The organism is Pseudomonas oplopanacis, from assembly GCF_057128725.1.
The window spans coordinates 1-26,603 of the sequence record NZ_JBSKHV010000027.1 but is presented as its reverse complement, the minus strand read 5'-3'; the positions used below and the strand labels follow the sequence as shown (position 1 = coordinate 26,603).

At 61.0% G+C, this 26,603-nt stretch carries 23 protein-coding genes; 11 read left to right on the top strand and 12 right to left on the bottom strand.

Annotated elements, in window-relative coordinates; genetic code table 11:
- The first annotated feature begins 39 nt into the window (after positions 1 to 39).
- The 9 genes from ACWKV5_RS28980 (at position 40) to ACWKV5_RS28940 (ending at position 12,528) form a co-directional block, all read left to right on the top strand.
- Entirely contained in the window at positions 40 to 999 is a 960-nt protein-coding gene (locus ACWKV5_RS28980) for an AAA family ATPase (RefSeq protein ID WP_027923426.1), read from the top strand.
- A gap of 5 nt (positions 1,000 to 1,004) precedes the next feature.
- A complete protein-coding gene (locus tag ACWKV5_RS28975) occupies positions 1,005 to 1,949 on the top strand; it encodes a DUF58 domain-containing protein (protein ID WP_483844052.1) in 945 nt (314 codons plus the stop codon).
- Positions 1,946 to 2,440, top strand: a complete 495-nt coding sequence (locus ACWKV5_RS28970; RefSeq protein WP_483844051.1) for a DUF4381 domain-containing protein — start codon at positions 1,946 to 1,948, stop codon at positions 2,438 to 2,440. Before ACWKV5_RS28975 ends, ACWKV5_RS28970 begins: the two co-directional genes overlap by 4 nt.
- The gene (locus ACWKV5_RS28965) at positions 2,433 to 3,512 is read left to right on the top strand and encodes a vWA domain-containing protein (protein WP_483844050.1); all 1,080 of its coding nucleotides are present in this window, start codon (positions 2,433 to 2,435) and stop codon (positions 3,510 to 3,512) included. Before ACWKV5_RS28970 ends, ACWKV5_RS28965 begins: the two co-directional genes overlap by 8 nt.
- Positions 3,509 to 5,248 (top strand): VWA domain-containing protein, encoded by a 1,740-nt coding sequence (locus ACWKV5_RS28960; RefSeq protein ID WP_483844049.1) that lies wholly within the window; start codon positions 3,509 to 3,511, stop codon positions 5,246 to 5,248. Before ACWKV5_RS28965 ends, ACWKV5_RS28960 begins: the two co-directional genes overlap by 4 nt.
- Positions 5,245 to 6,885 carry a BatD family protein gene (locus ACWKV5_RS28955; RefSeq protein ID WP_483844048.1) on the top strand — a complete coding sequence of 547 codons (1,641 nt, stop codon included), beginning with the start codon at positions 5,245 to 5,247 and terminating at the stop codon, positions 6,883 to 6,885. The genes ACWKV5_RS28960 and ACWKV5_RS28955 overlap by 4 nt, the downstream gene beginning before the upstream one ends.
- A gap of 167 nt (positions 6,886 to 7,052) precedes the next feature.
- Positions 7,053 to 8,297 (top strand): exonuclease SbcCD subunit D C-terminal domain-containing protein, encoded by a 1,245-nt coding sequence (locus ACWKV5_RS28950; protein ID WP_483844047.1) that lies wholly within the window; start codon positions 7,053 to 7,055, stop codon positions 8,295 to 8,297.
- On the top strand, positions 8,294 to 11,935 hold the full coding sequence (locus ACWKV5_RS28945; protein WP_483844046.1) for an SbcC/MukB-like Walker B domain-containing protein: 3,642 nt from the start codon (positions 8,294 to 8,296) through the stop codon (positions 11,933 to 11,935). The genes ACWKV5_RS28950 and ACWKV5_RS28945 overlap by 4 nt, the downstream gene beginning before the upstream one ends.
- Positions 11,932 to 12,528, top strand: coding sequence for a glutathione S-transferase (locus tag ACWKV5_RS28940; protein ID WP_483844045.1), 597 nt, complete (start codon positions 11,932 to 11,934; stop codon positions 12,526 to 12,528). Before ACWKV5_RS28945 ends, ACWKV5_RS28940 begins: the two co-directional genes overlap by 4 nt.
- Before the next feature lie 30 nt (positions 12,529 to 12,558).
- Here ACWKV5_RS28940 and ACWKV5_RS28935 read toward each other — a convergent pair whose 3' ends face one another.
- The 9 genes from ACWKV5_RS28935 to ACWKV5_RS28895 form a co-directional block, all read right to left on the bottom strand.
- Entirely contained in the window at positions 12,559 to 12,816 is a 258-nt protein-coding gene (locus tag ACWKV5_RS28935) for a hypothetical protein (RefSeq protein ID WP_483844044.1), read from the bottom strand.
- Entirely contained in the window at positions 12,813 to 13,025 is a 213-nt protein-coding gene (locus tag ACWKV5_RS28930; protein ID WP_483844043.1) for a hypothetical protein, read from the bottom strand. The genes ACWKV5_RS28935 and ACWKV5_RS28930 overlap by 4 nt, the downstream gene beginning before the upstream one ends.
- 115 nt (positions 13,026 to 13,140) lie before the next feature.
- Positions 13,141 to 13,266: a hypothetical protein gene (locus tag ACWKV5_RS28925; RefSeq protein ID WP_483844042.1), complete on the bottom strand. Its 126-nt coding sequence runs from the start codon at positions 13,264 to 13,266 to the stop codon at positions 13,141 to 13,143.
- Between the two features lie 210 nt (positions 13,267 to 13,476).
- A complete protein-coding gene (locus tag ACWKV5_RS28920) occupies positions 13,477 to 13,656 on the bottom strand; it encodes a hypothetical protein (protein WP_483844041.1) in 180 nt (59 codons plus the stop codon).
- Between the two features lie 156 nt (positions 13,657 to 13,812).
- A complete protein-coding gene (locus ACWKV5_RS28915; protein WP_483844040.1) occupies positions 13,813 to 14,988 on the bottom strand; it encodes a lactonase family protein in 1,176 nt (391 codons plus the stop codon).
- Complete coding sequence (locus tag ACWKV5_RS28910; RefSeq protein WP_483844039.1) at positions 14,975 to 15,271, bottom strand: DUF5629 family protein; 297 nt, start codon at positions 15,269 to 15,271, stop codon at positions 14,975 to 14,977. The genes ACWKV5_RS28915 and ACWKV5_RS28910 overlap by 14 nt, the downstream gene beginning before the upstream one ends.
- Positions 15,272 to 15,435: 164 nt before the next feature.
- Positions 15,436 to 17,016: an aldehyde dehydrogenase (NADP(+)) gene (locus ACWKV5_RS28905; RefSeq protein WP_483844038.1), complete on the bottom strand. Its 1,581-nt coding sequence runs from the start codon at positions 17,014 to 17,016 to the stop codon at positions 15,436 to 15,438.
- A gap of 10 nt (positions 17,017 to 17,026) precedes the next feature.
- Positions 17,027 to 18,019, bottom strand: a complete 993-nt coding sequence (gene araD1 / locus ACWKV5_RS28900; RefSeq protein ID WP_483844037.1) for an AraD1 family protein — start codon at positions 18,017 to 18,019, stop codon at positions 17,027 to 17,029.
- A gap of 148 nt (positions 18,020 to 18,167) precedes the next feature.
- Complete coding sequence (locus ACWKV5_RS28895) at positions 18,168 to 19,490, bottom strand: MFS transporter (protein WP_483844036.1); 1,323 nt, start codon at positions 19,488 to 19,490, stop codon at positions 18,168 to 18,170.
- A gap of 193 nt (positions 19,491 to 19,683) precedes the next feature.
- Here ACWKV5_RS28895 and ACWKV5_RS28890 point away from each other — a divergent pair, with 193 nt between their 5' ends.
- Together ACWKV5_RS28890 and ACWKV5_RS28885 are read left to right on the top strand one after the other, a co-directional pair.
- Positions 19,684 to 21,420 carry an IlvD/Edd family dehydratase gene (locus ACWKV5_RS28890; RefSeq protein WP_077432073.1) on the top strand — a complete coding sequence of 579 codons (1,737 nt, stop codon included), beginning with the start codon at positions 19,684 to 19,686 and terminating at the stop codon, positions 21,418 to 21,420.
- A gap of 123 nt (positions 21,421 to 21,543) precedes the next feature.
- Positions 21,544 to 22,263: a FadR/GntR family transcriptional regulator gene (locus ACWKV5_RS28885; RefSeq protein WP_027923408.1), complete on the top strand. Its 720-nt coding sequence runs from the start codon at positions 21,544 to 21,546 to the stop codon at positions 22,261 to 22,263.
- 193 nt (positions 22,264 to 22,456) lie between these two features.
- On the opposite strand, the gene ACWKV5_RS28880 is transcribed toward ACWKV5_RS28885, so the two are convergent.
- The 3 genes from ACWKV5_RS28880 to ACWKV5_RS28870 form a co-directional block, all read right to left on the bottom strand.
- The gene (locus ACWKV5_RS28880) at positions 22,457 to 24,832 is read right to left on the bottom strand and encodes an efflux RND transporter permease subunit (protein ID WP_027923407.1); all 2,376 of its coding nucleotides are present in this window, start codon (positions 24,830 to 24,832) and stop codon (positions 22,457 to 22,459) included.
- Positions 24,833 to 24,857: 25 nt separating this feature from the next.
- Positions 24,858 to 25,910, bottom strand: coding sequence for a WD40/YVTN/BNR-like repeat-containing protein (locus tag ACWKV5_RS28875; RefSeq protein WP_483844035.1), 1,053 nt, complete (start codon positions 25,908 to 25,910; stop codon positions 24,858 to 24,860).
- Positions 25,911 to 26,421: 511 nt separating this feature from the next.
- Positions 26,422 to 26,603: hypothetical protein (locus ACWKV5_RS28870; protein ID WP_483844034.1), on the bottom strand; the 182-nt coding region annotated here is incomplete at its 5' end.

Sequence of the window (26,603 nt, the reverse complement as noted above, 5' to 3'; positions counted from 1 at the left end):
TCGAACGACTTCGGCCACCTTCTCCAGGAACAGTCATCGATGGAACATCGTGAAGCGCTGCTTGCGCTGCGAACCTTTCTTTCAACGCAGATTCTCGGCCAGGAAAAACTCATCGAGCGCTTGCTCATCGCTTTGCTTGCCGACGGCCACATGCTGGTCGAGGGCGCCCCGGGCCTGGCCAAGACCAAGGCCATCAAAGAGCTTGCCGAAGGGATCGAAGCGCAGTTCCACCGCATCCAGTTCACCCCAGACCTGTTGCCGGCCGACATCACCGGCACGGAAATCTATCGCCCGGAAACCGGCAGCTTTGTTTTCCAGCAAGGTCCGATCTTCCACAACCTGGTACTGGCGGACGAAATCAACCGCGCCCCAGCGAAGGTTCAGTCGGCGTTGCTCGAAGCCATGGCCGAGCGTCAGGTCAGTGTCGGGCGCAGCACCTATGAGCTGTCGCCGCTGTTTCTGGTGATGGCCACGCAAAACCCGATCGAGCAGGAAGGCACCTACCCGCTGCCCGAAGCCCAGCTCGACCGTTTCCTGATGCACGTGAAAATCGGCTTCCCGGACGCCGCGGTCGAACGCAAGATCCTCCAGCAGGCCCGTGGCGAAGCCCTGAACGGCGAAACCAAGCCAGAACGTCGGGTCAGCCAGCAGGCGATCTTCGCCGCGCGCAAGGAAATCCTCGGTTTGTACATGGCCGACGCCGTGGAGGAATACCTGGTGCAACTGGTCATGGCCACGCGCAACCCGGGCAAGTTCGACCCGGAAATGGCCGACTGGATTGCCTACGGCGCCAGCCCTCGCGGCTCCATCGCCCTCGACCGTTGCGCCCGCGCTCACGCCTGGCTGGCCGGCCGCGACTTCGTCAGCCCGGAAGACATCCAGGCCGTGCTGTTTGACGTGCTGCGCCACCGCATCATTCTGTCCTTTGAAGCCGAAGCGGCTGGCATCGACCAGGACCGGGTGGTCCAGCGGATTCTCGACGTCGTAGCCGTCGCTTGACCCCGATGAACGCCCTACTGCCGCCCGAGCCGGGCATCCGTGTCAGCCTCGCCGAGCTGATCGACATGCGCCATCGCGTGCGTGAAGTGCAGTTATTCTCCACGCCGAGCCAGCGCAGCCCGCTGATCGGCCTGCACCACTCGAAATTTCGCGGGCGCGGCGTCGACTTCGACCAGGTGCGGGTGTATCAGGCCGGCGACGATGTGCGCACCATCGACTGGCGCGTGACCGCGCGCACCCAGGAACCCCATACCAAACTGTTCCATGAAGAACGCGAGCGGCCGATTTTCATCATGGTCGAGCAAAGCTGCCGGTTGTTCTTCGGCTCGGGCCTGATGTTCAAATCAGTGCTCGCCGCTCAGGCCGCGAGCCTGATCGGCTGGGCCGCGCTGGGTCATAACGACCGGGTCGGCGGGTTGGTGTTCGGCGACAACGAGCATTACGAAATCAAGCCGCGGCGCAGCAAACAGAGCCTGCTGCAACTGCTCAACCGGCTGGTGCGGGTCAATCAATCGCTGCACACCGAAACCGAGCAGAACCGCGATTCGCTCAACATGGCCCTGCGTCGGGCGCGGGAAGTGTTACGCCCCGGCAGCCTGGTGATCGTGATCTGCGACGAGCGCGCCTTGACCGAGGGTTCGGAACAACAGCTGAGCCTGCTGTCGCGCCATTGCGACCTGTTGCTGCTGCCCCTCTCCGATCCGCTGGATCACGCCCTTCCCGCCGCCGGTTTGCTGCGTTTCGCCGAACGCGGTGCGCAACTGGAACTCGACACCCTGAATTTCGACCTGCGCCAGACCTACCGCGCGCAGGCCGAAGCGCGCATCGCCCGCTGGGAATTGCTCGCCCAGAAGCTGCGCGTGTTGCTGATGCCGTTGAGCACCCAGAGTGAAATGGTCGAACAACTGCGCGAGTTTCTGAACCCACAGAAACCGGGGAAAGGTCGATGAGCAGCCTCGATCAATTGCAGCCGCTGATTACGCCGCCGCCTATCGAATTCTGGCCGCCCGCGCCGGGCTGGTGGCTGTTGCTGTTATTGCTGCCGCTGATCGGCTTTGGCTTGTGGCGGATGCGACACTTGCTCGTGCGTAAACGTCCCATCGTTCGCGCCGAACAACCGCTGGACCCGGTGCGTCTCGCCGCACTGGCCGAACTGGCGCAAATGCCCAAGCCCTACGACGGCGCACCGGCCGGTGCCTGGTTGCAACAGCTCAACGGCTTGCTCAAGCGCCTGTGCCGCAACCACTACCCCTACAGCCAGAGCCACACCCTCAACGGGCGCAAATGGCTGGCCTTTCTCGACAACCGCTGCCCGGCGGCCGGCCTGACGCGCTGGATGGTGCTGGTGGAAGGCGCCTACAAACCCGAATGCAAACTCGACGACAAGGCCATCGCCGGCCTGACCCAAGCCGTCGACACCTGGATTCGCAAACATGTTTGAGTTCGCCTGGCCGTGGATATTTGCCTTGCTGCCCCTGCCGTGGCTGATGCGCGTGTTGCTGCCAGTGGCCGACAGCGGCGAGCCGGCCCTCAAAGTCAGCTTCCTCAATGACCTCGAAGGCCTGGCCCGCCGTCGCGCCCGGGCTAACCTGCCGGCCTGGCGTCAGCAGGCACCGTTCATGCTGCTGTGGCTGTTGCTGCTGATCGCCGCCGCGCGCCCGCAATGGCTCGGCGAACCGCTGCCAATTGCCGCCAGTGGCCGCGACTTGCTGGTGGCGGTGGACGTGTCCGGCTCGATGGATTTCCCCGACATGCAGTGGCAGGACGAGGACGTCAGCCGCTTGAGCCTGGTGCAACATTTGCTCGGTGATTTCCTCGAAAGCCGCGATGGCGATCGGGTCGGCCTGATCCTGTTTGGCAGCCAGGCCTATCTGCAAGCGCCGCTGACCTTCGACCGGCACACCGTGCGAGTGTGGCTCGACGAAGCGCGCATCGGCATCGCCGGCAAGAACACCGCCATCGGCGATGCCATAGGGCTGGCCCTTAAACGCCTGCGCCTGCGCCCGGCACAGAGCCGCGTGTTGATTCTGGTGACTGACGGCGCCAACAACGGCGGCGAAATCGACCCGTTGACGGCAGCAAGACTGGCGGCCAGCGAAGGGGTGAAAATCTACCCCATCGGCATCGGCGCCAACCCGGAAGAAAGCGGCACGCTGGGCTTCCTCGGCGTCAACCCGAGCCTGGACCTCGATGAGCCGGCCCTGAAAGCCATCGCCGAGGCCACTGGTGGTCAGTACTTCCGCGCCCATGACGGTAACGAACTACAGATCATCAAGGACACCCTCGACAAACTCGAACCGGTGACACAACAACCGACCCAGGCCCGCCCGGCGCAGGCGTTGTACCACTGGCCGCTGGCGATGGCCCTGCTGCTGAGCATGCTGTTGGTGGTGCGCGAACGCTGGCCGGATAACCTGTTGCAACGCCTGTTTACCAAGGATCTGTTCTTGCAATCGCCCCTGCCTGACTGGCGCCAGCGCCTCAAGCGCCTGCGCGTGCGGAGACGCCGATGAGCGCGCTCTGGCCTTTCTGGTTTCGCCCGTGGTGGCTGTTGCTGTTACCGGTGCTCGGCTGGCTGCTGTGGCAACTCTGGCACCGGCAAAAGCGCGCCGGGCGCTGGCAGATGATTCTGCCGCCGGCCTTTCACGCCGCACTGCTCAGCGGCGGTAACGGACGCGACAGCAAACTGCCGTGGGTCGTGCTTGGCCTGGCATGGGTGTTGACCGTGCTGGCGCTGCTCGGCCCGAGTTGGCAGCGGGTCGAACAAAACAGTCAGAAACCCGCCGACCCGCTGGTGGTGGTGCTTGAGCTGACCCCGGAAATGCTCGCCACCGACGTGACGCCAAATCGCCTGGAACAAGCGCGACGTAAGCTGCTCGACCTGCTTGAGGTGCGCAGCGACGCCCAGACGGCCATCGTCGTCTACGCAGGCAGCGCTCACACCTTGGTGCCGCTGTCGGATGATCTGTCGACCAGCCGCAACCTGCTCGATGCGCTGAAACCGTCGCTGATGCCCGAGGCCGGCCATCGCGCCGATCTCGCGGTGAACAAGGCCCTGGCCCTGCTAAGTCAGGGAGCTTTGGGCGATGGCCGGATCCTGCTGATCGGTTCGACCCTGACCGAACAGGAACGCGAAGGCATCCATCAGGCACTCGACGGGCACTCGACCGAATTCTTGATGCTGGGCATCGGCACCGCCGAAGGTGCACCGGTGGCTCAGGAGGACGGCAGCTTCCTCAAGGACAGTGAAGGCGCAATTCTGGTGCCGCGCCTGGACAACTCAAGCCTCAAAGCCTTTGCCCATGATCTGGGCGGACGCTACCGCCAGGCGCAACTGGACGAGGCCGACTTGCGTGCGCTGGGCCTGCTGGATGGCCCGCGCATGTTACGCAACGACGGACAGATGTTGCGTCTCGACACCTGGGCCGACCAGGGTTACTGGCTGTTGCTGCCGCTGTTGTTGCTGGCGGCGTGCGCCGGGCGGCGCGGCTGGTTGTTCTGCCTGCCGTTGCTGTTGGCGCTGCCGCAACCGAGTTACGCCTTCGACTTTGAAGACCTGTGGCTGCGCCCCGATCAACGGGGCCTGCATTTGCTCAGGCAAGACCACCCGGCCAGGGCTGCACAGTATTTCGAGGATCCGCAATGGCAAGGCGTGGCGCTGTATGAAGCTGGCGACTACAGTGGCGCCGCCCAGCGGTTTGCCCAGGGAAGTGACGCCCACGCCCACTACAATCGAGGCAATGCCCTGGCCAAAGGTGGAGAACTGGAAGCCGCGCTGGATGCTTACGAACAGGCGCTGGAACTGCAACCGGATTTGCGCCCGGCCCTGACCAACAAGGCGTTGGTGGAGAGTCTGCTCAAACAGAAAAACACTCCGCCACCGGTTGAGCCCGAGACCTCCGACGACAACAAGGCACCGTCCACCGAGCAAGAATCGCAGCCCGGTGCGGCCACGCAACCGACGAGCGAAGGTGAACCGCAAACCGACGTCCAACAGACCACGCCGGACGCCAAACAACAGACCACCTCGCCACCGAAACCGGGCGCCAATGAGGTGCCGGGCAGCGAGTTGGGCGACGAGCAAAGCACCAAGCCGCCACCGCGTCCGACCAGCGACACGATCGAAGGCGAACAGCTTCAAGCGCTGGAGCAATGGTTGCGCAAGATCCCGGATGACCCGGGTGAACTGCTCCGGCGCAAATTCTGGTACGAGCAGCAACAACATCAGGATCAGGGAAAAACTCGATGACCCGCTTCACCCTCTTCATGCTTGCCCTGCTGTGCTGTGCCGTTCAGGCTCAGGCAGAGGGGCTCGTGGCCAGCGTTGATCGCAGTCGCCTGAACTCCGGCGAGACGGTCGAGCTGACCCTTGAATCCAGCGACGTAACCCAGTTCGGCAAGCCGGACATGAGCCCGCTGGAGCCGCTGTTCGAAGTGCGCGGCACCCGTCAGGTCAATCAGTTGAACACCCTCAGTGGCGACAACCGCGCGACCACGCGCTGGATCATTACCTTGCTGCCCAAGGAAAACGGCAGCGTGACCATTCCGCCGTTGCAACTGGGCGAGGCGCAGAGCCAATCGATCACGCTGCAAGTGGTCGAGAGCGAAAACCAGGACACGGCGACCAAACTGGCCCCGGTGTTCATCGACGCCAGCCTCGACCAGAGCAGTGTGTACGTGCAGGCCCAGGCGATCCTGACCTTGCGCATCTACCATTCGGTGTCGCTGTACGACGACAGCAGCCTGACCCCGTTGCAGGTGCCCGATGCGCGCATCGAACAACTGGGCGAGTCGCGCACCTACGAAAAAGTCATCAACGGCCTGCGCCATGGCGTGATCGAAATGCGCTACGCGATTTATCCGCAACACAGCGGCGAATTGGCGATTCCGGCGCAGATCTTCAGCGCCACGCTGGTCGACACCCAGCCCGCGCAGGACGCCGCCGCCCAGGTGCCGAAATCCGGCAAGCTGATGCGCGTCAGCTCCACGCAGATGTTGCTGACGGTCAAGGCCAAACCCATCACCTACCCGGCCGACCTGCCCTGGCTGCCGGCTCGCAGCGTGACGCTGAGCGAAAGCTGGAACCCGGAACCTGACTACACCCAGGTCGGCGACTCGTTGACCCGCAGCCTGATCCTCAAAGTTGAAGGCCTGGCCAGTTCGCAACTGCCGCCGCTGCCGGCCACCGACGTCAACGGCTTGCGGCGCTATCCGGATCAACCGGTACTGGGCAATCAGAACAGTGAGCGCGGCCTGATCGGCAGTCGCGAAGACCGTGAAGCCCTGGTGCCTGCGCGCAGCGGTGCAATCGAATTGCCGGCGGTGGACGTGGTCTGGTGGAACACCTTTGAAGATCATCTGGAACGCAGCAGCCTGCCGGCGCGAACGCTGCAAGTCGCGAACAACCCGAGCATGCAGGTCGATACACCGGCCGGGATGCCTCAGGTCGGTTCCACCGTGGACAGCGAAACCCTGTGGCGCTGGAAACTCAGCACGCTGATCCTGGCCTGCACCACCCTGCTCGGTTTCGGCCTCTGGTGGCGTGCGCGCTGGCAACCGGCGATCCTGCGTGCGACGCAGACCGGCCCGAGCCCACGCACTGTCCTCGACGACCTCAAGCGCGCCTGCCTGGCGAACGACTCCCACGCCACCCGCCAGGCGCTCGACGCCTGGGCCCGGCAACAACCGGAAACCCTGGCCGACATGGCCGCCCGTTTCGTGCCTTTGTCCGATGCGCTGGACGGCTTGAACGGTGCGCTCTACAGCGAAACCGGCCAGCACTGGCAAGGCGAAGAACTGTGGCGCGCGATCAAGGCGATCCCGATTGCCGAGCGGGTTCAGGACCCGGTGGGTGATAGCGGGCTCCCTCCCCTATACCCCAAATAATCGAGCTTTTGTGGTGAGGGGGCTTGCCTGTGGCAAGCCCCCTCACCACAACTCTGCGGTTTCATCACATCCACCGCGCGCCACGCTTTTTTTGCCAGTAAACTCCTTCCCCTTTAGCCGCCCTCATTCCTCACGCGGCCATCACCTTATTTGCAACGGAGTCCGCCTTGCGTCTGTTCCACACCTCCGACTGGCACCTTGGGCAGAATCTGCACGGCCAGGAACGCGATTTCGAGCACGCCTGTTTTCTCGAGTGGTTGTTGCGCCAGCTGAAGCTGGACCAACCCGATGTGTTGCTGATAGCCGGCGATATCTTCGACACGGTCAACCCGCCGGTCAAAGCCCAGGAGCGCCTCTACGACTTCATCGTCAGCGCTCATGAACAGCAACCATTGCTGACCATCGTGATGATCGCCGGTAACCACGATTCCGGCTCGCGAATCGAACTGCCCGCGCCATTGATGCGCCGCTTGCGCACCCATGCGCTCGGCCGCGTGTTGTGGCTGGACGACGGGCAACTGGACGCTGAACGCCTGTTGCTGCCGTTACCGGATGCAAGCGGTGAGATTGCCGCCTGGTGCCTGGCGCTGCCGTTCCTGCGTCCTGCCGAAGTTACCGGCGCGCAGTTGGGCGACAACTATTTGCGCGGGATTGGCCAGGTTCACGAATGGCTGATCGAAGCGGCCAACGCCAAACGCACACCCGGCCAGGCATTAATCGCCATCAGCCACGCGCACATGGCCGGCGGTTCGGTGTCTGAAGATTCCGAGCGCAGCCTGATCATCGGCAACGCCGAGGCCTTGCCCGCCAGCCTGTTCGGACCCAGCATCAGTTACGTCGCCCTCGGTCATTTGCACAAGCCGCAGAAGGTCAACGGCGAAGAGCGCATCCGCTACAGCGGCTCGCCGATTCCGCTGTCGTTCTCCGAGATCGGTTATCAACATCAGATTCTCGACGTCACCCTCGACGGCGAAACCCTGGTCAGCGTCGAACCGAAACTGATTCCTAGGGCAGTGAACCTGCAACGCATCGGCCCGGCGCCGCTGGCAGAGATCCTCCTGCAACTGGCCGACCTGCCCAACATCGATTTGCTGGCCGACATCCAGCGCCAACCGTGGCTGGAAGTCCGCGTTCGCCTCGACGAGCCACAACCCGACCTGCGTCATCAGATTGAAACCGCCCTGCAAGGCAAAGCCGTGCGTCTGGTGCGCATCGCCGCCGAGTACGCCGGCAACGGTAGCCGTGACGGCGTCGACGACGGCACCACGCTGGTTGAACTGGACCAACTCACACCTCAGGAATTGTTCAGTCGCGCCTGGCAGGACAGCTACGGCAGTGAGGTCGATGAGCAAACGCTGAAGGACTTTGCCGAGTTGCTGCAAGACGTGCAGATGGAGAGCGAACAGCCATGAAAATCCTCGCGATCCGCCTGAAAAACCTCGCCTCCCTGGCCGGGCCGTTTGAGATCGACTTCACCGCCGAACCCTTGGCCAGCGCCGGTTTGTTTGCGATCACCGGGCCGACTGGTGCCGGCAAAAGCACCTTGCTCGATGCCTTGTGCCTGGCCCTGTTTGGCGCCGTACCGCGCCTGAGCAATGCGCAAGTGTCGGCGAAAGCACCGGACGCCGATGGTGAAATCAGCACCGGCGACCCGCGCACATTGCTGCGTCGCGGCACCGGTGAAGGCTATGCCGAAGTGGATTTCGTCGGCATCGACGGCCGGCGTTACCGCGCCCGCTGGGAAGCCAATCGCGCCCGGGAAAAGGCTGGCGGCAAGCTGCAAGCCAGTCGCCAGAGCTTGCGCGACATCGATCAGGATCAACTGCTGGCCAGCCAGAAAGTCGAGTTCAAAACCCAGCTCGAGTCCGTATTGGGCCTCAATTTCGAGCAGTTCACCCGCGCCGTTTTGCTCGCCCAGAGCGAATTTAGCGCCTTCCTCAAGGCCAACGACAACGAACGCAGCGAACTGCTGGAAAAACTCACCGACACCGCGCTGTACACCCAGCTCGGTCGCCGCGCGTTCGACAAGACCAAAGAGGCGCGTGAAGCGCACAAACTGTTGCAGGACCAGGCCACCGGCGTAACACCGCTGGCACCCGAAGCCCGCGCCGAACTGGATGAGCGCTTCAATGAAGCGCAGCAACAGCTGAAGACACAGCAGGCGCAGCTCAAGCAGCTTGAGCTGCAGCACACCTGGCTCAAGGACCTGCGCCAGTTGCAGGACGAACAACTGAGCGCCACGGAGCAATTGACCGGTGCGCAGCAAGACTGGGAAAGTCAGGTCGGCGAACGCCTGAAACTGACGCGCCTGGAGCAGTTGGCCCCGCAACGGCACCAATTCGCCCGCAAAACCGAACTCACCGCCCAGCTCACACCACTGGCCGCGCAGATTCAGCAACACACGCAACAGCAACAGGAACTGACCGAGCGCCAGACCCAACTCGAACAGAGCCTGAGCAGCGCCCACACCGCGCTGACCGAAGCACAACAGCAGCACACCCACAGTGCGCCGCTGCTGCGCCAGGCCTTTGAAGCGCAAAGCACCCTCGCCCGTCTGGTCAAGGACGCGAGCCTCAGCGCCGATCTCAAGCAGCAAGCCGAACTGGCCTGCACTCAGGGTCAGAGCACCATTCAAGGTTTGCTGGACCAGCAGAAACTCGTCGCCGAACGCCTGCAACGCATCGCCGGGGAGCTAGAACAAAGCGCCGCACTGGCGCCGCTCAGCGAGGCGTGGAATGCCTATCGTGATCGCCTGCAACAGCTGATGTTGATCGGCAATCGCTTGAACAAGGGCCAGGCCGAAATGGCCGCCCTGGAGCTCAGCGCCGCACGCGCAGCGCAAGCATTCACCGCGCAAAAGCAGCAGCTGGAAGTGCTCTACAAAGAGGCCGGCGCCGAGCCCGAAGCCGTGGCTGAACAGATCCAGTTGCTCGGCAATCTGTTGCAGGACAACCGCAAGCAGCTACGGGCCTTCGAAGAGCTGACACGACTGTGGAGCCAGCAGCGGGAGCTGGACAGCCGAGGCGCGGAGCTTCAACAACGCCAGTCGACCGCTCAGCAGGAACGGGACCGGCTGACCCAGGACGGGGTAAAAACCAAGAACGAACTGACGGTCGCCGAACAGACCCTGACCGTTACCCGCGAACTGCTGGAACGTCAGCGTCTGGCCCGCAGTGCCAGCGTCGAAGAATTGCGTGAGCAGTTGCAGGACGATCAACCGTGTCCGGTTTGCGGTAGCCCCGACCATCCTTATCATCAGCCAGAAGCGCTGCTGCAAAGCCTCGGCCGCCATGATGAAAGCGAGCAGGCCAACGCGCAGAAAGCCGTCGACCAACTGAAGGAAAAACTCACTGACTTGCGCGGAGAAGTCGGTGGCTTGATCGCTCAGCAGAAAGAGCTGCTACAGCAGCAAGAGCAACTCGCCACTCAGCAACAAGCCCTGACGCCAAGCCTCGACGCGCATCCTTTGTCGACGCAATTGCTGGCGCAGGACACGAACAAGCGCGATGCCTGGCTGACGCAGCAAAACACTCAGTTGAACCAGAGCATCACCCAGGACGAACAGCGGCAAACCGCCCTGCTCACCCTGCAACAGGACGCCGCGCGCCTTCAGCATCAGCTGCGCAGTGCCGAAACAGCGAGCCAGCAAGCGGCGCAGCACTTGAGTACTCAGCAACGCGAGTTGAGCAGCGATCGCCAGCGTCTGGATGAAGAACTGACGGCGTTCAGCACCCTGCTCCCGAGCGAGACGTTGGAAGCGTTGCGCAACGAGCCCGCCGCGACGTTCATGCAGCTCGACCGGCAGATTGCCCAGCGCCTGGAGCAACTCGAGCAGCAACGCGATGAACTCGGAGAACAACTGCAACGCCAGCAGACGCTGGAAAAAGAACAGGACCGCCAGCAAACGCGCATTCAGCAACGGGAAGTCGCCAGGCAGCAGTTCGATACCCTCGCCGAGCAACAGCAAACCTGCCAGCAGACCCTGAGCCAACTACTGGGCGCACACGCCAGTGCCGAGCAATGGCAGCAGCAGCTCGATCATGCGGTAGAACAGGCACGCACTGCAGAGTCGGCTGCCAATCAAGAACTGCAAACCGTGCGCACGCGCCTGGTGCAACTCGCCGCCGAACTCAAGGCCTTGCACGAGCGCTCTCAAGCGCTGGAAACCGAAGACCGCGAGTTGAGCAGCAAGATCGCCGATTGGCGCGCCCAGCATCCGGAGTTGGATGACGGTGGTCTGGAAGCGTTGCTGAGCGTCGACGATCAACAGGTCAGCGAACTGCGCCAGCAATTGCAGCACAGTGAAAAAGCCATCGAACAGGCCAAGGTCTTGCTGCAAGAGCGCGACAAACGCCTGCTCAATCATCAGGCGCAGCACAATGGCAACCTCGATGCCGATCAATTGGCCAGCGCGCTCGCCGAACTGCAAAACCTGTTTGCCGCCAGCGAACACCGCTGCGCCGAACTGCGCGCCGAACAGGCCGAGGATCAGCGCCGGCAAAACGCCAATCAGGCGCTGGCACAGCAGATCGCCGACGCCTACACCGAGTATCAGCGTTGGGCGCGCTTGAGTGCACTGATCGGTTCGGCCACCGGCGATACCTTCCGCAAGATCGCGCAGGCGTACAACCTCGACTTGCTGGTGCATCACGCCAACGTGCAACTGCGCCAACTGGTGCGCCGTTATCGGTTGAAGCGCGGTGGCAGCATGCTCGGGTTGCTGGTGATGGACACCGAGATGGGCGATGAACTGCGTTCGGTGCACTCGCTGTCGGGCGGTGAGACATTCCTGGTGTCGCTGGCGCTGGCCTTGGGCTTGGCGTCGATGGCGTCCAGCACGTTGAAAATCGAATCGCTGTTCATCGACGAAGGCTTCGGCAGCCTCGATCCGGAATCCCTGCAACTGGCCATGGACGCGCTCGATGGCTTGCAGGCTCAGGGTCGTAAAGTCGCGGTGATTTCCCATGTGCAGGAAATGCATGAACGGATTCCGGTGCAGATTCAGGTCCATCGCCAGGGCAACGGCCTGAGTACGCTGGAGGTGAAATGAATACGCTGTATTCCTTCCGCCGCTGCCCGTACGCCATGCGTGCGCGCATGGCCCTGCGTTATTCAGGGGTCGCGGTTGATATCGTCGAAGTCAGCCTCAAGGCCAAACCCGCCGAGATGCTCGCGCTGTCGAGCAAAGGCACGGTGCCGGTGCTGAGCGTTGATGGTCGGGTCATCGATGAAAGCCTGGCGATCATGCACTGGGCGTTGGCGCAAAATGATCCACAGGACTGGTTGCTTAAAGATGATCCCGCCGGACAGGCGCAGATCACCGCCCTCATCGAAGCAAACGATCAGGTGTTCAAGGTGCATTTGAATCGCTACAAATACGCCGAACGTTACCCCGAACAGCCGATGGAGGTTTATCGGGCACAAGGTGAGGTGTTTTTGCGTCAGCTTGATGAATTGCTGCAGGGGCGCGATTACTTGCTGGCCGAACATCCAAGCCTCGCGGATGTAGCGTTGATGCCGTTCATACGGCAGTTCGCCCATGTCGATCGCGAGTGGTTTGCGCAGACGCCTTATGTGCGGCTGCAAGACTGGTTGCAGCGTTTTTTGGAGTCAGGCCTGTTTACCGGCGTGATGCACAAGTAACCCCACACATAACTTGTGGCGACTGGTCGCTCAGGCAAACACTTCACACATCCGCAACACCGAGCAATCCACCTGAAACCGCCCGAAGAAATCGACCTGGCGCTTGATCGGTGGATTACCCGCCAACAGCCCCATCGCCTTTTGCGTTTCAATATTGCGTGCAAGGTTGTGATTGGCCTCTATCGAGCGAGCCACAGAACCCGCCGAAGCCTGCCCGATGCCCAGCAACGATGAACCGTTGGTGATGAATGCCAGAAAGGCAATCACCCAGAGTTTGCGCCCTTTCATGCCCCGACCACTCCCGCCAGTTCTGCGTGATCGACCACGACGTCTTGAGCGCGGTGTTCGAACTGGATGGCGGGATAGGCGACCTGAATCGGCGCGTCGATGGTGTGTTGCGATTGAGCCGAAAGGCTGACCACCAGCACCATTGCGACGTAAAGACCGATAGCCAGGTAGGCGCCGTGTTTGGCAGAAGTGAGGATTGAGCTGGCCATGGTGTTCTCCGCGGGCATGTTTCGATGCCCACAGAATCAATCAAAAAAGCTGTGGCAACCACTCAGGGTTATCCATAGTGACCATCAGCTTCGTTGATCATTAAGCCAGTCTATTTCAGTCTTCGATAAAACTCATCAAGCGCTCGCGCGCAGCATCCGGCTCGTCTGGAACGGGCTGGACAGCCGAAACAATGGGGGTGGAATACAGAAAAAGAAGAACCACTGCCAGACGCATCGCCATGCTGTCGATCCTTGTTATTAGAAAAGGAGTCAAAAACTCAGCGTCAAATCTAGACTCGTGGCGATGTGATATCAAGTCGAGAGTTGATGGCAATGTGATGCTGTCGTAAACGCGTTATGCAGGAGCGACATCACTCAGGTTTCTCGAAGCTTTTCAGCTTGATCGACGCAAGTGACTTCGCTCCTGCATAAAAGGTGCAGGGCTTGAAGTTCAGGCTTGGGTTTTGTGATCCAGAGCGGCGTAGAAGTTGGCGCTCTGTTGCAGGTATTTCTGGGTGTAGCTCTGGGAGTGGGATTTTTTCTCGCTGATTTCAACGTTGGCGCTGGCTGGCAGAGCAACGGTGGCGGAGATGGCGGAAGCGGCGATTACAGAGAAGAGATTGAAGTTCATGGCGGTATTCCTCGGATTCAGTTGGCTTGCTTGCCCGGTGGGGCCGTGAAGCAAACTTAACCTTCGAGGGTCCGCGTCTTGAAATGCTTTGTAGCATTAGCAGATATCAGCATCATTAATAGAAGGTTGCAGGCCCCTTGTACCGGGGCCTGCGGCCTATTGACGCAGCATGAACTTGAGGTCGCTCGGCGCGTCCATCGGCAGCTTTTGCACGGTTTTACCCAACAAACCGGTCTTGGCATCGCGTTCGACGACGACAATCTGGTTGCTCTTCTGGTTGGCAATCAACACGAACTGGCCACTGGGGTCGAGGCTGAATTCGCGCGGATGGTCGCCTTCCACGGAGCGTCGCTGCAGTTCCTTGAGGTGGCCCGTCGCAGGGTCGATGGCAAACACCAGCAACTGATTGGCGGTGCCACGGTTGCTGACGTAGAGGAATTTGCCATCAGCGGAGGCATGCAGCGCTGCCGCTGCCTTATCGGACGTAGGCTGGCCCGCAGCGAGGTCGACCATCTGCGTTTGCGCCAGCGTGCCGTCCTTGTAATCGAACACGGCCACCTGAGCACTCATTTCCATGCTCAGCCAGGCATGTTTGCCATCAGCGCTGAACAGCAGATGACGCGGCCCGCTACCCGGTGGCAACTGCACCGATGCCGGTTGGGCTGGCGTCAATGGCAGGTCCGGGTTGGCCTTGGGGTCGAAGCGATAGACAAAAACCTTGTCCGCGCCCAGGTCATTGGAGAACACGTAGCGACCGTCCGGCGAGGACATCGTCGAATGCACGTGCGCCGACATCTGCCGCTCGGGGTTGACCCGACTCGACGGATGACTGCTCATCTGCACCACGCTGTTGAGTTTGCCATCAGCGCCCACCGGCAACACCGCGAGGGTGCCGCCCGGATCTTCCACCACCGAATAGTTGCTGACAAATAGATGACTGCCATCGCCGCTGAGGCTCGAATGGGTCGGCTCGTTGCCCAGGCTCTGCACCTGATTGATCAGGCTCAGTGCATGGGTCTTGGGATCAATGGCATAACTGCTGACGCGCCCGACTGGATCTTTCTGCCCCGGACCGTTTTCGTTGACCACGAACAGCCGATGCTGATCCTTGGACAGGGTCAGCCAGGACGGGTTTTCACTCTTGATCACTTGCAATGGCGTGGGGTTGATCTGCCCGGTCGAGCTGTCGAAGCTCATGCGATAAATGCCCTGACTCTGACCCGCCGTGTAGGAACCCACCAGCAATTGATAGTCCTCGGCCGAGGAGACCTGAGTGCCCATCGCACCGATACTGCCGGCCAACAACAGAGGCCAGATCTTACGCATCCTCATGCTCGCCGTCCTCGTCGTCACCGCCGCCGAATGCTTCCGTACACACCAGACGATGCTCACCGGAACTGCCAGTGATCAGCCAGCTTTGCAGGTCTGGATCGAAAGTCGCGGCCTCAACTTCGGCCAGGGTGAACTCCCAGTGCTTGGACACACGACCGTCGATGCATTCGATGTGCAGGTTGTCGTCTTCATCGAGGGAGAATTCGAATGCGTACAACCCGTCGATTTCCACCATATCGCAGTGTTCGAGGGTGTTGAGCAAGGTGTCCGCTTGGGCAGTCATGGCAATCAATCTTTGAATGGGAAAGACGCAATGATAGCTCATGACACCGGCCCCCTGTGGGAGCGAGCCTGATCGCGAAGGCGATTTAAAATTCAACATCAATGTTGAATGAAAGACCGCTTTCGCGAGCAGGCTCGCTCCCACAGGGGATTAGGGTGTGGCTGTTACAGGGCTTCTCTGGATGGTTGGCCATCCACCAGGCGCTGGATGCGCAGCGGATTGGCATTCTTCAACGCGTCCGGCAGCAGGCTGTCCGGGTAGTTCTGGAAGCACACCGGGCGCAGGAAGCGGTCAATCGCCAAGGTGCCCACCGACGTGCCGCGCGCATCGGACGTCGCCGGGTACGGTCCGCCGTGGACCATCGAATCGCAGACTTCCACGCCGGTCGGATAGCCGTTCAACAGAATCCGCCCGACCTTTTGCTCCAGCAGCGCCGTCAGCTCGCCGAACTGTTCGAAGTCCGCCGGATCGCCAATGATCGTCGCCGTGAGCTGGCCATGCAGCCCGTTCAGTGCAGCGCTCAATTGCGCCTGATCAGCCACTTCCACCACCACCGTGGTCGGACCGAACACCTCTTCCTGCAAGACTTCATCGCCCTCGAGCAACAGGTCGACGTCTGCCTTGAACAGTTGCGGCTGAGCCTGATTGCCCTTTTGCGCGCTGCCCGCCAGGTGCGAGATGCCCGGATGCGCGAGGAGTTTTTCCAGGCCTTTGCCATAGCTGCTCAAGGTTCCGGCATTGAGCATGGTTTGCGCCGGCTGATCGTTGATCAACCACGCAACCTGCTGCACGAACGCGCTGAACTGCGGCGAACGAATCCCGATCACCAACCCTGGATTGGTGCAGAACTGACCACAGCCCTGAACCACCGAAGCCGTCAGGTCACGGGCGACCGTTTCAGCGCGGCTGTGCAACGCCTGCGGCAACACGATCACCGGGTTGATGCTCGACATTTCCGCGAACACCGGGATCGGCTGCGCGCGTGCAGCGGCCATGTCGCACAAGGCACGACCGCCCTTCAACGAGCCGGTAAAGCCGACGGCCAGAATCGCCGGGTGCTTGACCAGCGCTTCGCCGACCCCGCCACCGTAGATCATATTGAACACACCGGCCGGCATGCCTGTTTTTTCTGCTGCGCGCAGGATTGCGTCAGCCACCCATTCGGCCGTGGCCATGTGGCCGCCATGAGCCTTGAACACCACCGGGCAACCGGCTGCCAGGGCCGAGGCGGTGTCGCCGCCAGCGGTCGAAAACGCCAATGGAAAGTTGCTGGCCCCGAACACGGCGACCGGGCCGAGCCCGATACGATACTGGCGCAAGTCCGGACGTGGCAGTGGCGTGCGCTCGGGCAATGCTTTGTCGATCCGTGCACCGTAAAAATCACCGCGACGCAGCACTTTGGCGAACAGGCGCATCTGGCCGCTGGTGCGACCGCGTTCGCCTTGAATGCGCCCGGCAGGCAGCGCGGTTTCGCGGCAGACCACAGCGACGAACTCGTCACCCAGCGCGTCCAGTTCGTCGGCAATCGCATCGAGGAATTGCGCACGACGTTCCGCGCTCAGGCTGCGATAGGCCGGGTAAGCCGTTGCGGCAGCCTTGGCAGCGGCGTCCACTTCTTCCGGGGTGGCCTGGTAAAAATCGTCTGGCAACGCTTCACCGGTGCTGGCATCGATGCTCTGGAGCTTGAGTGAGCCGACAGCGCTGCGCTGGCCACCGATGTAGTTGTGTCCAAGGATCTGGGTCATGCATGTCTCCTTAAAGGGTGCCGACGGTGCCGGGTTCGAACGCTGCTGGCGCCGGCTCGATGCCATTGATCAACGGTGCACCAAATTCGGCCTGGCTGATCTCGAACACATCGCCCGGCTGCGTACGAATACCGTCGGCGAACGACAAGGTCGCGGTGCCGAAGAAATGAATGTGCACGTCACCCGGCCGCAGGAACTGACTGTACTTGAAATGGTGGTACTCGAGGTTTTCCAGGCTGTGGCACATGTTGGCTTCGCCGCTGAGAAACTCGTTTTGCCACAGCACTTCGCCGTCGCGCAGGATGCGGCTGGTGCCGGCCAGATGTTGGGGTAATTCGCCGACCCGAAGCTCCGGGCCGTAACTGCAACTGCGCAATTTGGAGTGCGCCAGGTACAGGTAATTTTTACGTTCCATGACGTGGTCGGAGAACTCGTTGCCGACTGCATAACCCAGGCGATAAGGCTTGCCATCGCGGCCAATGACGTAGAGGCCGCTGAGCTCGGGCTCTTCGCCGGCGTCTTCGGCGAACGGTGGCAGCGGGAACGGCTGACCCGGCCGAACGACGATGCTGCCGTCGCCCTTGTAGAACCACTCCGGTTGTACGCCCGGCTGCCCGGCGCCCGGTTTACCGCCCTCCACGCCCCATTTGAAGATGCGCATGGTGTCGGTCATGGCCGCTTCGTCACCGGCGTGTTGATGCATTTTGTCCCGGGCCGAGGCGCTGCCCAAATGGGTCAGGCCCGTGCCGCTGACCAGCATGTGCGCCGGGTCCGGGTGATCCAGCGGTGGCAGGATGCGCAATGTGGCAAGCAGTTCGGCGTAGTCGTGGCTGATGCCCAGGCCCAAAGCGTTTACTTGCTGCTGCAGCTTTGTGCCGGCTTCGATTGCCGCCAATGCCAGGTCACGAACGGTGTGCGCGTCCTGCACTTCATGCACCAGACCTTCCTCGACGACGCCCACGCGGCGCTCGCCATTACTCAATTCGAATTGAACCAAACGCATGAATATTCTCCTGTTAACACTCTTGAAATCGGCATTGCACCCTGTGAGAGCGAGCCTGCTCGCGAAGAGGTCAGCACATCCGACATCTTTGGCGGCTAACACTCCGCTTTCGCGAGCAGGCTCGCTCCCACAGGGGATTTGGGGATGGCTAGGTACGGGTGGCACCACGCGCACTGGCCGCAAACTGATCCGCCGGCAGCACATGCTTGCGCTCCAGCAACCGGTAAACCACACCCGTCAGCACCAGCCCGAACACCATCACACCCGAGAGGAAATACAGCCCCGACGCCAGGTTGCCGGTGTACTCCTTCAGCGCACCGATCACGAACGGACCGATGTAACCGCCAAGGTTGCCCACCGAGTTGATCAAGGCGATCCCGGCCGCGGCGCTGGCCCCGGCAAAGAATCGGCCCGGCAAGGTCCAGAACACCGCCGTGCAGGAAAACAGCGCAAACGCCACCAGACACAGCGCCGCCAGTTGCAACACCGGCACGGTCAGCCAGGCGCTGAGGAACAGGCCGATGGCGCCCAGCACATACAGCACGGCCAAGTGACCGTAGCGGTCATTCAAACGGTCGGAGCTGCGCGGAATGATCAGCAAACCGACGATCCCGAAAATGTACGGCACCGCGGAAACGAAACCGGTGACGAGGTCACTGCCACCGAACTGTTTGATCAACGTCGGTAACCACAGGCCCAGTCCATAAATGCTCAACGTCACCGGCAGGTAAAACAGTGCCAGCAGCAACACACGTTTGTCCTTGAGCGCGTGCAGCGGATTGCCGTGACGGGTCTGGCCGTATTCCTCAAGGTCCTTTTTCAACTCGCCGGACAACCAGTCCTTCTCGGCCTGGTCCATCCATTTCACTTGTTGCGGACCATCAGGCAGGTAACGCAGTACCGGCCAGGTCAGCAGGATCGCCGGGGTGCCGATGACGATGAACAACCACTGCCAGCCGTGCAAACCGAGCGTCCCGTCCATACCGAGCAAGCCACCGGACACCGGCCCGGTGACCATCATCGCGATGGGTTGGGAAAGGATGAACAGACCGAGGATTTTGCCGCGATGGCGAATCGGGAACCACTGCGTGATGTAGTACAGAACGCCTGGGAAGAACCCGGCTTCCGCCGCACCGAGCAGAAAGCGCATCACATAGAAGCTCTGCGGTCCCTGAACGAACGCCATGCCGATGGTGATGGCGCCCCAGGTGATCATGATCCGCGCGAACCAGCGTCGTGCACCGAAGCGATCAAGCATCAGGTTGCTGGGGATTTCAAACAGGAAATAACCAATGAAGAACAGCCCGGCACCGAGACCGTAAGCGGCGTCGCCGAGGCCGATGTCAGCGCCCATGTGCAGCTTGGCGAAGCCTACGGCGGAGCGATCCACATAGGCGATCAGGTACAGCAGGATCAGGAAGGGAATCAGTTTCAGCGTGATGCGGCGGATAAGCCGCAGTTCCTGGCTCATGAGATCGGTCTCCGATTGTTGTTGTTATAGAACCTCGGGGGCCGCCTCTCGCCAAAAATCACCAGGGCCAACCCTCCGTTGAAATCGACTATATAGTATTACTATTTACTCAACAACACTTCCAAACAGGCGATTTTGCGCTTATGTTACGCCGTAGCCGCAACAATATAGTCATACAATAAGAGAATCGATCATGTCTGATAAGAAACCCACCCTGCGCTCCGCCCAATGGTTTGGCACCGCCGACAAGAACGGCTTCATGTACCGCAGCTGGATGAAGAATCAGGGCATCGCCGACCACCAGTTCCAGGGCAAACCCATCATCGGCATCTGCAATACCTGGTCGGAACTGACCCCGTGCAACGCGCACTTCCGCCAGATCGCGGAGCACGTCAAGCGTGGGGTGATCGAGGCCGGTGGCTGGCCGGTTGAATTCCCGGTGTTCTCCAATGGCGAATCCAACTTGCGCCCGACCGCCATGTTCACCCGCAACCTGACGAGCATGGACGTCGAAGAAGCGATTCGCGGCAACCCGATCGATGGCGTGGTACTGCTGACCGGTTGCGACAAAACCACCCCGGCATTGTTGATGGGCGCAGCGAGTTGCGACGTGCCGGCCATCGTCGTCACCGGCGGTCCGATGCTCAACGGCAAGCACAAAGGTCAGGACATCGGCTCCGGCACGGTGGTCTGGCAGCTCAGCGAACAAGTGAAAGCCGGCACCATCACCCTCGACGACTTCCTCGCGGCCGAGGGCGGCATGTCCCGCTCGGCGGGCACCTGCAACACCATGGGCACGGCATCGACCATGGCCTGCATGGCCGAAGCACTGGGCACTTCCCTGCCCCACAACGCGGCGATTCCGGCGGTTGATTCTCGACGTTATGTGTTGGCGCACATGTCCGGCATGCGTGCTGTGGAGATGGTTCGCGAAGACTTGAAGCTGTCGAAAATCCTCACTAAAGAAGCTTTCGAAAACGCCATCCGCGTCAACGCCGCCATCGGCGGTTCGACCAACGCGGTGATCCATTTGAAAGCCATCGCCGGCCGCATCGGAGTGGACCTGGAGCTGGATGACTGGACCCGCATCGGTCGCGGCATGCCGACCATCGTCGACCTGCAACCGTCCGGGCGCTTCCTGATGGAAGAGTTCTACTACGCCGGCGGCCTGCCCGCCGTGCTGCGCCGTCTCGGTGAAGCCAACCTGATCCCGCATCCGAATGCCTTGACCGTCAACGGCAAGACCCTCGGCGAGAACACCAAAGACGCACCGATTTACGGTCAGGACGAGGTGATCCGCACCCTCGACAACCCGATCCGCGCCGACGGTGGCATCTGCGTGTTGCGCGGCAACCTGGCGCCACTCGGTGCGGTGCTCAAGCCGTCCGCAGCCACGGCAGAACTGATGCAGCATCGCGGGCGCGCGGTGGTGTTTGAAAACTTCGACATGTACAAGGCGCGGATCAACGATCCGGAGCTCGACGTCGACGCCAACTCGATTCTGGTCATGAAAAACTGCGGCCCCAAGGGTTATCCGGGCATGGCTGAAGTCGGCAACATGGGTTTGCCGGCCAAGCTGCTGGCGCAAGGCGTGACCGACATGGTGCGCATTTCCGATGCGCGCATGAGTGGCACCGCGTATGGCACCGTGGTGTTGCACGTCGCGCCGGAAGCAGCGGCAGGCGGGCCGTTGGCCGCAGTGAAAGAAGGTGACTGGATTGAGCTGGACTGTGCCAGCGGGCGTTTGCACCTGGATATTCCGGATGCTGAACTGGCGGCGCGGATGGCGGACCTGCAACCACCGCAACAGATGATCCTGGGCGGCTATCGTCAGCTGTACATCGACCATGTGCTGCAGGCGGATCAAGGTTGCGACTTCGACTTCCTGGTCGGCTGCCGCGGCGCCGAAGTGCCGCGCCACTCTCACTAACCCCACCGTCCTCCTGTGGGAGCGAGCTTGCTCGCTCCCACATTTGCTTTGCACCTGCCTCAAGATCCCGTCGTGCCTGTTATCATGCGCGACACCCCTTCGCACAGGACCGCGCCGTTCCCCATGGATTACCGCAAACCCTCCGACCGCAAAAGCATGCACTCGCGCATTGTCCAGGAACTGGGCATGCAGATCGTTTCCGGGCGCTTCAAGCCGGACGACAAACTGCCCGCCGAAGCCCTGCTGTGTGAGGAGTACGCGGTCAGTCGCCCGGTATTGCGTGAAGCCACCCGAGTGTTGGTTGCCAAAGGCCTGGTGTATTCGCGCCCGCGTGTCGGCACGGTGGTCAAGCAGCGCAAGGAATGGCACATGCTCGATCCGGACGTTTTGCACTGGTTGATGCAAAGCAGCCCGCAGAATCAGTTTTTCGATTTGCTCACCAGTGTGCGCAGCATCATCGAACCCGCCGCCGCTGCACTGGCCGCGCAGTTCGCCACGGAGGCAGACATCGCCTCCATCGGCGAAGCCTACCAGCGCATGGAAGCGGCGCCGACCCCGGAAGCGTTGCTGCAACCGGACCTGGACTTCCACAGCCGCATCGCCGATGCGACCCACAACGACTTGCTGGCCAACCTGTGCAACATGCTGTCAGTGGCGATTGCCGAGGCGTTGAAGCATTCCAACCAACGGCCGAACCTGCATGAGCTGGCGCTGCCACGGCACAAGGCAATCCTCACGGCCATCGAAAATCGCGATGCGCTCGGCGCACGGCACGCGACGCTGGTGCAGCTGGATGATGCGCGCAGTGCGTTGAATGTGGTGTTGGGCAGCGATCCTTCCTGAAAAAATACAATCCAACGGCTACAAAAACCCCCTGTGGGAGCGAGCCTGCTCGCGAAGGCGGAGTGTCAGTCGATATCATCTTGACGGGTACACCGCCTTCGCGAGCAAGCCCGCTCCCACATGGGTTTAGCGTCAACCTTCAGATGTAAAAAAGCCGCAACCAGGGTTGCGGCTTTTTTGTTTCAGGCAAGGATCAATGAGCGAACAGCGAGTTGCCCTTCTGCCCGGCCAGTTTCTCCGGTTTGATCAGGAAGCGGGCCAGCGCCGGCAACAGCCACAGCGCGCCGAACATGTTCCAGAGCAGCATGAAGGTCAGCATCAGGCCCATGTCGGCCTGGAACTTGATGGCCGAGAAGATCCAGGTGCACACACCGATCGCCAGGCACAGACCGGTGAACAGCACGGCTTTACCGGTGGACTTCAGTGTCTGGTAATAGGCTTCTTGCAACGGCAGACCGGCACGCAGGAAGCTTTCCAGACGGCTGTAGATGTAAATGCCGTAGTCCACGCCAATCCCCACACCCAACGCTACTACCGGCAACGTCGCGACTTTCACACCGATACCCATGAAGGCCATCAAGGCGTTGCCGAGTACCGAAGTCAGCACCAGCGGCAGAACGATACACAATGTCGCCGCCCACGAACGGAAGGTGATCATGCACATGGTCGCAACGCAGATGTAGACGAGGATCAGGATGGTCAGCTCGGATTCCTTGATCACCTCGTTGGTGGCCGCCTCGATCCCGGCGTTACCGGCGGCGAGGATGAATTCCAGACCGTCCTTGTTGTTCTCCTTGGCGAAGTCCTGCACCGCATGCACCGCACGATCCAGCGTTGCCGCCTTGTGATCGTTGAGGAACACCAGCACCGGCGCCAGGGAGCAACTGTTGTTGTACAGGCCATCGGCACGCGCAATGGAGTTGTTCAGCACGTCCGGGTTACGCGACAGGGTTTCCCATTTCAGGTTGCCCTCGTTCATACCCTTGATCATCTGCTTGGACACGGTCACCAGGGAAATCGCCGACTGCACGCCCTCGGTGTTCTGCATCTTCCACATCAGCTCATCGATCGGCGCCATGGCTTCATAGCGTGAGCAACCTTCTGCCTTGGTCTTGACCATCACCACCAACACATCGGAACTGGTGGAGTAGTTGCTGATGATGAAATTGTTGTCCTTGTTGTAGCGCGAGTCCGGACGCAGCTCGGGAGCGCCCTGATCGAGGTCGCCGATTTTCAGGTTCTGGCTGTACCAGAGGCCGCCACCGAAGGCGATCAAGGCCAGGAAGATCGACACCGGCGCGACTTTCTTGCTGGCGAAGTTCGACAGCAGACGCCAGAACGGGTGCTCGCGGTGTGCATCTTTCTTGCTGCGTTCGACGGCGCGCTTGCTGATACCGACGTAGGAAATCGCCACCGGCAGCAGGATCAGGTTGGTGAACACGATCACCGCCACGCCGATGGACGCGCCGATGGCCAGTTCACGAATCACACCGATATCAATGATCAGCAGCGTGATGAAACCCACCGCATCCGCGAGGATCGCGATCATCCCCGGCAGGAACAACTGACGGAATGTGCGTCGCGCAGCGGTCAGCGCGTTGTCGGCCTCACTGGATTGCAAGGCGATACCGTTGATCTTCTGTACCCCGTGGGAAATACCGATGGCGAAGATCAGGAACGGCACCAGCATCGAGTACGGATCGAGCCCGAAGCCGAAGAAGTGCATCAACCCCAGTTGCCAGACCACCGCCACCAGCGTGGTACTGAGTACCGCCACGGTGCTGCGCATGCAGTTGGTGAACCAGTACAGCAGGATCAGCGTGATGATGAAGGCGACGCCGAAGAACATCACCACCATGACCAGGCCATCGATCAGGTCGCCGACTTTCTTGGCGAAACCGACGATGTGGATCTGCACGTTAGGGTTCTGTTTTTCAAACTTGTCGCGGATCTTTTCTTCCAACTGGTGGGAGAACTGGCGGTAGTCCAGTGCCAGCAACTTGCCCTGGTCCTGCGGGTCCGGGTAGGACTCCAGCAGCGGGATATCGACGATGCTCGACTTGAAGTCGTTGGCCACCAGACGCCCGACCTGACCGGACTTGAGGACGTTATTGCGCAGCAGATCGAGGCTTTGCTGGGAACCGTTGTAGCTCTGCGGAATGACTTCACCACCGGCGAAGCCCTCCTCCGTCACCTCGGTCCAGCGCACGCTCGGGCTCCACAGCGACTTGAGGCCGGAACGGTCGACGCCGGAAATGTAGAACACCTCGTCGTTGATCTGACGCAGGGTCTCCATGTATTCCTTGGAGAAAATATCGCCGTCAGTGGCTTCCACCGAGATGCGCACGGTGTTGCCCAGGTTCGCCAGATCGTTGCGGTGCTCCATCATTTTTTGAATGAAGGGATGCTCGAGCGGGATCATTTTTTCGAAACTGGTGGACGGCCGGATCAGCGTCGCCTGCCAGAACAGAAAAATGCTGACCAGCAGGCAGATCGTGATCACTGCCGGGCGGTTGTTGAAAATCAGGCGCTCAAGAAACGTCGCCTTGTCCTGGTGATGACTTGTCATGGATGTCATAGCTCCGCCCTTCTTATTATTTGCCCAGCTCTGAGCCGGTTGGCGAAGTAGCGCGAACGCCGCCCTGTCCTGCCAGAATCAGATTGCCGTTGCCCGCCGCCGTGACTGCCGAAACGGAAATGCGATCCGGACGGTTGAACACGCTGAAGGTTTCGCCGTTGTCGTTGCTGCGGATCACCGAGCCGCCGTTGCCGACGATCACGATGGAACCGTCGTCGAGCAGCGTTGCGCCGGACAACCCGAACTCCAGCGCGCCGCGAGCGGCTTTCAGCTCAACCTGTTCCCAAGTGCTGCCGAAATCCGTGGAGCGGTAGAGATTGCCGCGCAGGCCGTAAGCCAGCAGCGTATTGGCTTGCGCCGTGCCGATCACGCCGAACAGCGAGCCTTGGTACGGGCCTTCAAGTTTTTCCCAGGTCTGACCCCAATCGGCGGAGCGGAACATGCTGCCCTGCTCGCCGACGATGAACAGCCCGGCATCCTTGACCGATGCGATGGCATTGAGGTGGAACTGGTCTTCGTTGTCCAGGCGGTCGCTGGCGTCTTCCCAGCTTTTGCCACCGTCGGTGGTTTCCAGCAGCGCGCCATACGCGCCCACGGCAAAGCCGCTGTTGGCGTCCTTGAACCAGACGTCGAGCAGCGGCGCTTCGCGTTTCAAATCTTCGAATTGCTTGGTCCAGGTGGCGCCACCGTCCTCGCTGGCGAGGATCTGTGCGTCATGGCCGACGGCCCAGCCGTGTTTGTCATCGACGAAAAACACCGATGTCAGCAGCGCCCGGGTCGGCACTTTGGCTTGAACCCAGGTTGCGCCCTGGTCGTCGGAATACAGGATGTGCCCGCGATCACCGACCGCCACCAGGCGCTTGCCGGCGTGGACGACATCGAGCATCAGGCTTTTGGCAGCCTTGGCAGATTCAATGGAATAAACAACATCGGATGCTGGCGCGGCAGCGGCCAGCGCAGGTGCCGACAATGCGGCACAGCCCAACAGCGAGAGCGCTGTAGCCAGCAATGCGAATTTGCGCAGTGCCGGCGGGCGGCAGATACCCACACCCATGACAGGCTCACTCATAGACCTTCCCCCATTATTATTGTTAGGTCGTTCAACCTTTCAGGGCGCCGTAAGGTGGCTCGTTGTGATTGGCAGTCTGGAGCTTAGTCCTGAAACGCGCAATCTAGAGCCCCTTCGGAAGCTGGCTTATCCTATCGGGGTTTGGAAAGGTCTGACAATCGACGCCACGTTATGTTTTGTTAACCTGAGGGGGATGGGTAGGTGCTGAATAGCACAGCATTCGGACGCGTGATTTCGATGCGTGTACATATCCGTTGCTGCGGTAACGGCTGATTATGGTTTCGCTCTTACAGCGACTCACTTTTCCAGACGCCGGAATGCCGGCCCAGCGAAAAGTAAGCAAAAGGCTTCGCCCCGGCGTACGGCACTTCGCTACGGTGTCCATCAGGGGGCATCGCCTACGGTCTGCTTCGCTACGACCTCCTCTCGATGTGTGCGGCTTCGCCGCACGGCGCTACGCGCCTACCCCCCTGATGAACACCTACGCTCGGCCTGCCGAAGGGGCGAAAGATCAAAAGCAGATCAAGATCAAAAGCCAAAGCCAAAGCCAAAGCCAAAGCCAAAGCCAAAAGCTTCGCGAGCAAGCCCGCTCCCACATTGAATCGGCGTACACCCATTGCTTCTCACCACTCAACAGGCCGAGCGTTAGCTCGCCTGCAGCTTTTGATCTGCCCGCCCCTTCGGGAGGCTGAG

Bases quoted from the DNA above. Each gene is read 5' to 3' on its own strand.
- ACWKV5_RS28980 (WP_027923426.1), top strand. From the start codon at position 40: ATGGAACATCGTGAAGCGCTGCTTGCGCTGCGAACCTTTCTTTCAACG.
- ACWKV5_RS28940 (WP_483844045.1), top strand. From the start codon at position 11,932: ATGAATACGCTGTATTCCTTCCGCCGCTGCCCGTACGCCATGCGTGCG.
- ACWKV5_RS28920 (WP_483844041.1), bottom strand. From the start codon at position 13,656: ATGAACTTCAATCTCTTCTCTGTAATCGCCGCTTCCGCCATCTCCGCC.
- ACWKV5_RS28970 (WP_483844051.1), top strand. From the start codon at position 1,946: ATGAGCAGCCTCGATCAATTGCAGCCGCTGATTACGCCGCCGCCTATC.
- ACWKV5_RS28915 (WP_483844040.1), bottom strand. From the start codon at position 14,988: ATGAGGATGCGTAAGATCTGGCCTCTGTTGTTGGCCGGCAGTATCGGT.
- ACWKV5_RS28935 (WP_483844044.1), bottom strand. From the start codon at position 12,816: ATGAAAGGGCGCAAACTCTGGGTGATTGCCTTTCTGGCATTCATCACC.
- araD1 (WP_483844037.1), bottom strand. From the start codon at position 18,019: ATGCGTTTGGTTCAATTCGAATTGAGTAATGGCGAGCGCCGCGTGGGC.
- ACWKV5_RS28890 (WP_077432073.1), top strand. From the start codon at position 19,684: ATGTCTGATAAGAAACCCACCCTGCGCTCCGCCCAATGGTTTGGCACC.
- ACWKV5_RS28875 (WP_483844035.1), bottom strand. From the start codon at position 25,910: ATGAGTGAGCCTGTCATGGGTGTGGGTATCTGCCGCCCGCCGGCACTG.
- ACWKV5_RS28955 (WP_483844048.1), top strand. From the start codon at position 5,245: ATGACCCGCTTCACCCTCTTCATGCTTGCCCTGCTGTGCTGTGCCGTT.
- ACWKV5_RS28965 (WP_483844050.1), top strand. From the start codon at position 2,433: ATGTTTGAGTTCGCCTGGCCGTGGATATTTGCCTTGCTGCCCCTGCCG.
- ACWKV5_RS28945 (WP_483844046.1), top strand. From the start codon at position 8,294: ATGAAAATCCTCGCGATCCGCCTGAAAAACCTCGCCTCCCTGGCCGGG.
- ACWKV5_RS28930 (WP_483844043.1), bottom strand. From the start codon at position 13,025: ATGGCCAGCTCAATCCTCACTTCTGCCAAACACGGCGCCTACCTGGCT.
- ACWKV5_RS28960 (WP_483844049.1), top strand. From the start codon at position 3,509: ATGAGCGCGCTCTGGCCTTTCTGGTTTCGCCCGTGGTGGCTGTTGCTG.
- ACWKV5_RS28905 (WP_483844038.1), bottom strand. From the start codon at position 17,016: ATGACCCAGATCCTTGGACACAACTACATCGGTGGCCAGCGCAGCGCT.
- ACWKV5_RS28880 (WP_027923407.1), bottom strand. From the start codon at position 24,832: ATGACAAGTCATCACCAGGACAAGGCGACGTTTCTTGAGCGCCTGATT.
- ACWKV5_RS28895 (WP_483844036.1), bottom strand. From the start codon at position 19,490: ATGAGCCAGGAACTGCGGCTTATCCGCCGCATCACGCTGAAACTGATT.
- ACWKV5_RS28910 (WP_483844039.1), bottom strand. From the start codon at position 15,271: ATGACTGCCCAAGCGGACACCTTGCTCAACACCCTCGAACACTGCGAT.
- ACWKV5_RS28975 (WP_483844052.1), top strand. From the start codon at position 1,005: ATGAACGCCCTACTGCCGCCCGAGCCGGGCATCCGTGTCAGCCTCGCC.
- ACWKV5_RS28885 (WP_027923408.1), top strand. From the start codon at position 21,544: ATGGATTACCGCAAACCCTCCGACCGCAAAAGCATGCACTCGCGCATT.
- ACWKV5_RS28925 (WP_483844042.1), bottom strand. From the start codon at position 13,266: ATGGCGATGCGTCTGGCAGTGGTTCTTCTTTTTCTGTATTCCACCCCC.